Genomic DNA, 5,896 nt, shown 5'->3' with positions numbered 1-5,896 from the left:
CAGAACCGCATCGTCAATGATCGCATGAAGAACGATATGATGATCGTCGACTATCAGATCGATAAGGCGGTACTCGTCTCCGGCGTCGGCTGGAAACAGGAGAAGGTCACGATCCGGCGGGGCGGGCGGTGATGCCTATCTCCCGCTCATTTCGCTCGCTCGCCGCTGCGGTCACGCTCGCGGTTTTCCTTTTCGGTTGCCAGAGCCTTCGCACGGGCGGCCTCGTCGCCAGCAAGGCGCCGGCCGATATCTCCGGGCCGGCCGCAAGTACGATCGCCGGCGATATGGTAAGCCGCCTTGCCGAACACGTCGGACCAGGTACCGGAACGATCGCGTTGAAGCAGGATGGTTCGCCCTTCGGGCAAGCTCTGGAGTCGGCCCTCAAAGGGTGGGGATACGCGGTGGTCACCGACCAGACGACCGACAACGGCACGGCGAGCATTCCTCTTGCCTATGTTGTCGAGCCGTTCGAGGGCCAAGTCCTCGCGCGGCTGTCGACGAGCGGTGTCGAGCTCGGTCGTGCCTATGAGATAACTGCGAAGGGCGCGTCGCCGGCGAGCCCGCTCTCCGTGATGCGTCGCGGGTAGGAGGGAGCCATGGTGCAATCTCTTAAACTCGGCGGTGCCCCGAACGAAGACTCTGAGGCCGGCATCCGGCGCATCAATCGACTGCCGATCATCATCGTAATCGTCCTCGTCATCGCCTTCCTCGGTGTGATCTTCTACGGTCTCACATCGCGCGGACTGCTTGTTCGCCAGAATCCCGGCCCGGACGACGGTTCTGGCAATCCGGCGTCGACTTTCGCCGACCAGCTCAAGCGAGGTGTAGGCGACGCCATCATCGGAGAACCGCAGCAAACGACGACGCAGCAGCCCACACCGGTCGAGACGCAGGAGGAGGAGCGCTCCGTCAATCCGTTCACGCCACAGCCGGGCCGCAGGGAAGTGGCACAGCCGGCACAGGAGCTGGAGTCCGAACTAGTCTGGCGAGCCCGCCTGCAGCGAGAGCAGGAAGAACAATACCTCCGGGAGCGGCATCGCCAGAGGATGGCCCGGCTTCAGGCGAACGACGCGGCCTACGACTCGCCGATTGCGGTCGACCGCGGCATGTTCGACGGGCAGGGAGGGGATACGACCGCTGCAGCCGCCGCGACGACGAACGGAATTTCCACTGCGACCACCCCCGGTGGAGCATCCGACCTGTACGCGGCTGCACTGCGTGCTGGTCTCGGTGGCGTCAACGGCGATCCGAACGACCAGGGCGCAAAGAAAGACTTCTTCAATGCCGACCTCAAGGAACTCGGCTACCTACCGAACCGTGTTGTCCCCCAGCAGTCGCCGTATGAGCTCAAGCGTGGCTCGGTTATTCCCGCGACATTGATCACCGGCATCAATTCGGACCTTCCCGGTCGCATCGCCGCCCAGGTGAGCCAGAACGTCTATGATTCAGCCACGGGACATCGTCTCCTGATCCCACAAGGAACGAAGCTGTTCGGGCGCTACGACAGCAAGGTATCGTTCGGCCAAAGCCGCGTGCTCGTCGTCTGGACGGACATCATCTTCCCGAACGGTTCCACGCTCCAGATCGGCGGCATGGCCGGCACGGACGCTCAAGGCTACAGCGGCTTCCGCGACAAGGTCGACCGGAAGTGGCTTCAGACCTTTGGCTCGGCCATCCTCATCGCGATGATCGGCACGGGCATGGACATGGCGATCCCGCAGAGCTCTACACTCGCAACGCAAGACACGGCTTCGGATGCCGCGAGACGGAATTTCGCGGAGACCTTCGGCCGGCTCACCGATCGAACCATTCAGAGAAACATGGACGTGCAGCCGACGCTCGATATCCGCCCCGGCTACAAGTTCAACGTCCTTGTCGATCAGGACATAATTTTCCCGGCTGCCTATAGAGGATAGGGTCCGAACGGCGTTCCTCTGGGACACTGTCAATGGTACTGAGCCAAGTGGATTATCCGCTGCAACTGAAGCTCCGGTTGGCAAGAGCGGCTATTGGTTAGTGCATTGCTAAATTGCGCCAGGGCAAGAATGAGTGGGATCGACGGAGCCGTGCCGGTTTGGTTTGCGATGCCAATCAGGTAAAAAATCGCGCCGGAGCTGCGGCGTGAATGGAACGGCAGGAGGCCGAAATGACGTTTGAGCGATCAGGCCGCAAGCACCATCTGGAGCGCAAGGCGGACAATCCAGACAGCACGGGCCACGATTTCGATCGGATAGCGGTGGTTCTTGTAGGCCGGTGCACTCACGGACTGGGCGCGCTGCTACCTCAATTTCCTCACCGTTCAATCAGTGTGACAGCCCAAAACCGCAAGCGATCGCCACACCCGACTGTGAGGTCGCGAATGGGAAGAAAATCCACTTAACCGCGTCGCAGACTGCTGGGTGCTTCACCGAAGTGGTTACGGTCATCTTTCTTGCTTCAGCCGCTTGAGAGAGCATTTTGCAGTCCCGGCAGGATGACGAAGGGGTGCCGCGGGTCTTTGCGGACGAGTGACGCCATAGAGCGACCGGCTGACAGTCGATCGGCTGCTGGCAACCGGCAAAGTCCATCTGCGCGGACCGCGCTCGGGACCATAATCGCAGCCGATGATGGACTGCACAGAAACGTCCAACGTTTCGGTTATTGGAGACGCCCCCGTGCAAAAATCGCAAAATCCGTGCAGTGAGAGAGCGAAACTGAGCCGTCTCAGGCGTGCTTCTTGAGCTTCGCTCGGTTCAACGATCATGATCTCGCTAAGGCGGGATCAGACCTGTCGGGGAAGGGGCTCAGTCTGGCTCATAACTTAATGCGCAAATCCGTATGTGCACACTTCCGCTAGACCCTGTATTCCGTAGACAATCTGACCAAGGCGACCCTGCCGCCCGCCGGCATCGGACCTACAAATGCAGATGGTTCAATCGCGCACAGGCCTCAGGCCGACGTCGTTTACCCAGCTTTGTACAGCGTCAGCAAACGCTTCTCTTTGGAGCGTTTTCGCGCTTCCTCGCCTCCAGAAAACCACGTATTCGTAGGTCGCGGAAGGATGAAAGGGGACGACTTTCAGGTTGAATAATGCGCACTGCGCAGCGATGAATTCGTTGGCGATTGAGATTCCCAAGCCTTCCGCCACATATCCCCCCACAAAGCCGACGGCGTCGGTTCGCACCTTGACGGGTTCCTCTAACGCCATTCCAGTGTGATGTGACGCGAATTCACGATCGAGAATAATGTAGCGCTCCCCGGCAATGTCATCCGCCGTGATCTCGCTCTTGTGCGCCAAGGGATGCTTGGGCGACATCATGCACACACACTTGCTCACCGCGATCGTACGCCACTCAAAGAACCGATCGTCCAGTGGAAGCCGGGAAATTCCCACATCTGCCTCTCCTGTCAATATGTTCTGCGCGATCTGATCGTAGCCCTGCGCCCTGACATAAAACTCCACGTCGGGCTCTGTTCGATCAAGGATACTGATAACCTTGGGAACAAACGACAGGCATGACAGATGGGGTGCGGCAATCGTCAGACTCTCTCTCGCCGATCCGAAGGACCCGGTGATCTCCTTTTCTATTCGGACGAGCGTCTCAAAATAGCGGTCGATCTTGTTGTAGATTTCGATCGCGCGCGTCGTGGGGATGAGGCCGCGCCAGTCTCGGACAAAGAGCTTCTCTCCGACCAGGTCTTCGAACAGCTTTAATTGCTGGCTGACGGCCGATTGCGTGACACCGAGACACTGCGCGGCACGACGCGTCGAACCGAACTTCATGACCTCTACGAATGCACGAGCGCGCTTTAACCCGAGGCCACTGTCTTCGTTTGGTTCCCTCACCAATTCATCCTCTAAACGCGCCGTTCTCACTCGGAGAGTAAGTTCAAACTACCGTATTAACGAGCCTAATAGGGTAGCACAAGAACTTAATAAATTGACGGCACCGCGACAATTTCCCATCGTTAGCCATCAAACAAGAAGGCCATCGGCGCGAATTGCGGACGCCGACGCATCTAGCGATCTGGGCATGCATGACCCAGCCAAAGGACGGCCTTGGAACAAAGAGGAGAACCCGAATGAAGTTTTCTGCAAGCGCGTTGCGACGCCTGCAAGATGATGACGCTTGATCCGCATTACGCGGCGTTCAACGAAAACATTTCGCTGCACGCCCATATCTTCGAGCCGCTGGTCTATCAGAAGAGAAGCTGAACCTTCGCAGGCACTCCCGCGCTACCAAATGAAAGCGAACCCCGCTCAGGGGAAATTGCTCAACCAATAGGGGAATCGATCATGAATGTTATCGCAGGAAATGTAAGCCGCCGAGCCTTTCTCAAAACCGGCGCCGCGATCGGCGGGGGTATCGTCGCCGCGGGCATGCCATTGTCGCAAGCCATCTGGGCAGCCGAAGGCAAGGTGCTCAACGCGCGCGGCGTGCGTGACGTCGCCAAGCTCGATCCCGGCTTCTACCAGGGTGGACCCGATGTCGACGTTATGAATTGCATCTATTCCAAGCTTACGCATTACAAGCCGGGCTCAGAATGGGGCTGGGAGCTGGAGGCGGCAGAAAAAGTCGAGCAGGTCGATCCGACGCATATCCGCTTCCGCCTGAAGCAGGGCATCAAGTTCACTGGCGGCCATGGCGAGATGAAGGCGAAGGATGTGAAATTCTCCCTCGAGCGCGTGATCAAGCACAATTCGCCAGGAATGTCTGATTTGGGCCCGCTCGATCATGTCGAGATAGAAGATGACTATACTGGCGTGATCGTGCTCAAGACCCCGTTCGCGCCCCTCTGGACCCTTGCGCTCCCTTATGGGGTTGGCCATATCGTTTCCGAAGATGCGGTGATGAAGGCAACCAGCGACGGTGGTGATTTCGGCATGAAGCCGCCCGCTTTCTCCGGCCCGTATGTGCTCGCCGACTGGAAGGCGAACCAGTATCTGCTCTTGACGCGCAATCCGGACTGGTCAGGCCCGAAGCCGGGCTTTGACGAAATCCGCATTCTGCCGATCGCCGATCTCAAGACGGCGGAACGCGCCTACCAGGCGGGCGACATCGATTTCACCAACATCAGTCTGGATTCCCTTGCGAAGTTCAAGAGCGCTCCGCCCGCCGATACCAATGTTGAAGAACATCCGTCGCTCCGTTACGCTTGGATCGGCATGAATATGGATCACCCCAAGCTGAAGGACATCAATGTCCGGAAGGCGATCCAATGGGCAATCAATGTGCCGCAGATCCTGGAGGCCGCCTATTCGGGCCAGGCCGACGTCGCGACGGGCACCATTGCTCCCGGGCTTGTCGGGCACCGAGATAAGGCGCTCGTCCCACCGGAAGGCGATCTCGCAAAGGCCAAGGACTTCCTGGAAAAGGCCGGAGTGAGCGATCTGGTCTTGACCATCGATTGCACGAATGTGAGCACTTTTTCGACCATAGCCGTGGTCGTACAGGCGCAATTGTCGCAGATCGGCATCACAGTCGAGATCAATGTCCAGGACCGCGGCTCGTTCTCTACAGTCGGCAAGGAGTCCGAGGGCGAACGCTGGAAGGACCTGCAACTCATCATAAATGATTATTCCAGCTTGCCTGACCCATCTTACGCAACCTCTTCGTTCGTGCAAGACCAGGTCGGCGTGTGGAACTGGGAGCGCTTCCGCAGCGGACGTTTCGATGAGCTCTACGCCAAGGCGCTCACGATCGAGGACAAGGACGAGCGCGCGAAGCTCTATTACGAGATGCAGGATCTCATGGAGGATTCTGGTGCCTACCGTTTCCTGACCCATGGGGGCAATCCAGTCGTGTATCGCACCTCGCAAACGCAGGCCGCAACCCGCCCGGATGGAATCCCGCTGTATATCGATTTTTCGTCGGTTTAGGTTTGAGCGGCGGGGCCCGAGTACGAACATGTGGTT

The 5,896-nt window shown here is 58.6% G+C and carries 4 protein-coding genes and 1 pseudogene; 4 read left to right on the top strand and 1 reads right to left on the bottom strand.

The annotated features are described in order from the left end of the window. The 3 genes and pseudogenes from EOC94_RS32740 to trbI all read left to right on the top strand — a co-directional run. Positions 1-132, top strand: a pseudogene (locus EOC94_RS32740) (P-type conjugative transfer protein TrbG); the annotation flags it as partial. Further along, a complete protein-coding gene (trbH, locus tag EOC94_RS32735) occupies positions 132-587 on the top strand; it encodes a conjugal transfer protein TrbH (protein WP_127295720.1) in 456 nt (151 codons plus the stop codon). The pseudogene EOC94_RS32740 and the gene trbH, both read left to right, overlap by 1 nt. Positions 588-596: 9 nt before the next feature. Continuing rightward, the gene (trbI, locus tag EOC94_RS32730; protein ID WP_127295718.1) at positions 597-1,916 is read left to right on the top strand and encodes an IncP-type conjugal transfer protein TrbI; all 1,320 of its coding nucleotides are present in this window, start codon (positions 597-599) and stop codon (positions 1,914-1,916) included. Between the two features lie 995 nt (positions 1,917-2,911). On the opposite strand, the gene EOC94_RS32725 is transcribed toward trbI, so the two are convergent. Next, positions 2,912-3,826, bottom strand: a complete 915-nt coding sequence (locus EOC94_RS32725; RefSeq protein ID WP_281032984.1) for a LysR family transcriptional regulator — start codon at positions 3,824-3,826, stop codon at positions 2,912-2,914. Positions 3,827-4,276: 450 nt separating this feature from the next. Here EOC94_RS32725 and EOC94_RS32720 point away from each other — a divergent pair, with 450 nt between their 5' ends. Beyond that, the gene (locus tag EOC94_RS32720; protein WP_127295714.1) at positions 4,277-5,860 is read left to right on the top strand and encodes an ABC transporter substrate-binding protein; all 1,584 of its coding nucleotides are present in this window, start codon (positions 4,277-4,279) and stop codon (positions 5,858-5,860) included. Positions 5,861-5,896 lie beyond the last annotated feature (36 nt).

Origin of the sequence: Mesorhizobium sp. M6A.T.Ce.TU.016.01.1.1 (assembly GCF_003997065.1) — a bacterium.
Taxonomy (GTDB): Bacteria; Pseudomonadota; Alphaproteobacteria; order Rhizobiales; family Rhizobiaceae; genus Mesorhizobium; species Mesorhizobium mediterraneum.
The sequence above is the reverse complement of the archived record's forward strand: the minus strand, read 5'-3'. Positions and strand labels throughout refer to the sequence as shown.

What these genes read in the sequence shown, in the direction of transcription:
- trbH (WP_127295720.1), top strand. Translation starts at nt 132, where the DNA reads ATGCCTATCTCCCGCTCATTTCGCTCGCTCGCCGCTGCGGTCACGCTC.
- trbI (WP_127295718.1), top strand. Translation starts at nt 597, where the DNA reads ATGGTGCAATCTCTTAAACTCGGCGGTGCCCCGAACGAAGACTCTGAG.
- EOC94_RS32720 (WP_127295714.1), top strand. Translation starts at nt 4,277, where the DNA reads ATGAATGTTATCGCAGGAAATGTAAGCCGCCGAGCCTTTCTCAAAACC.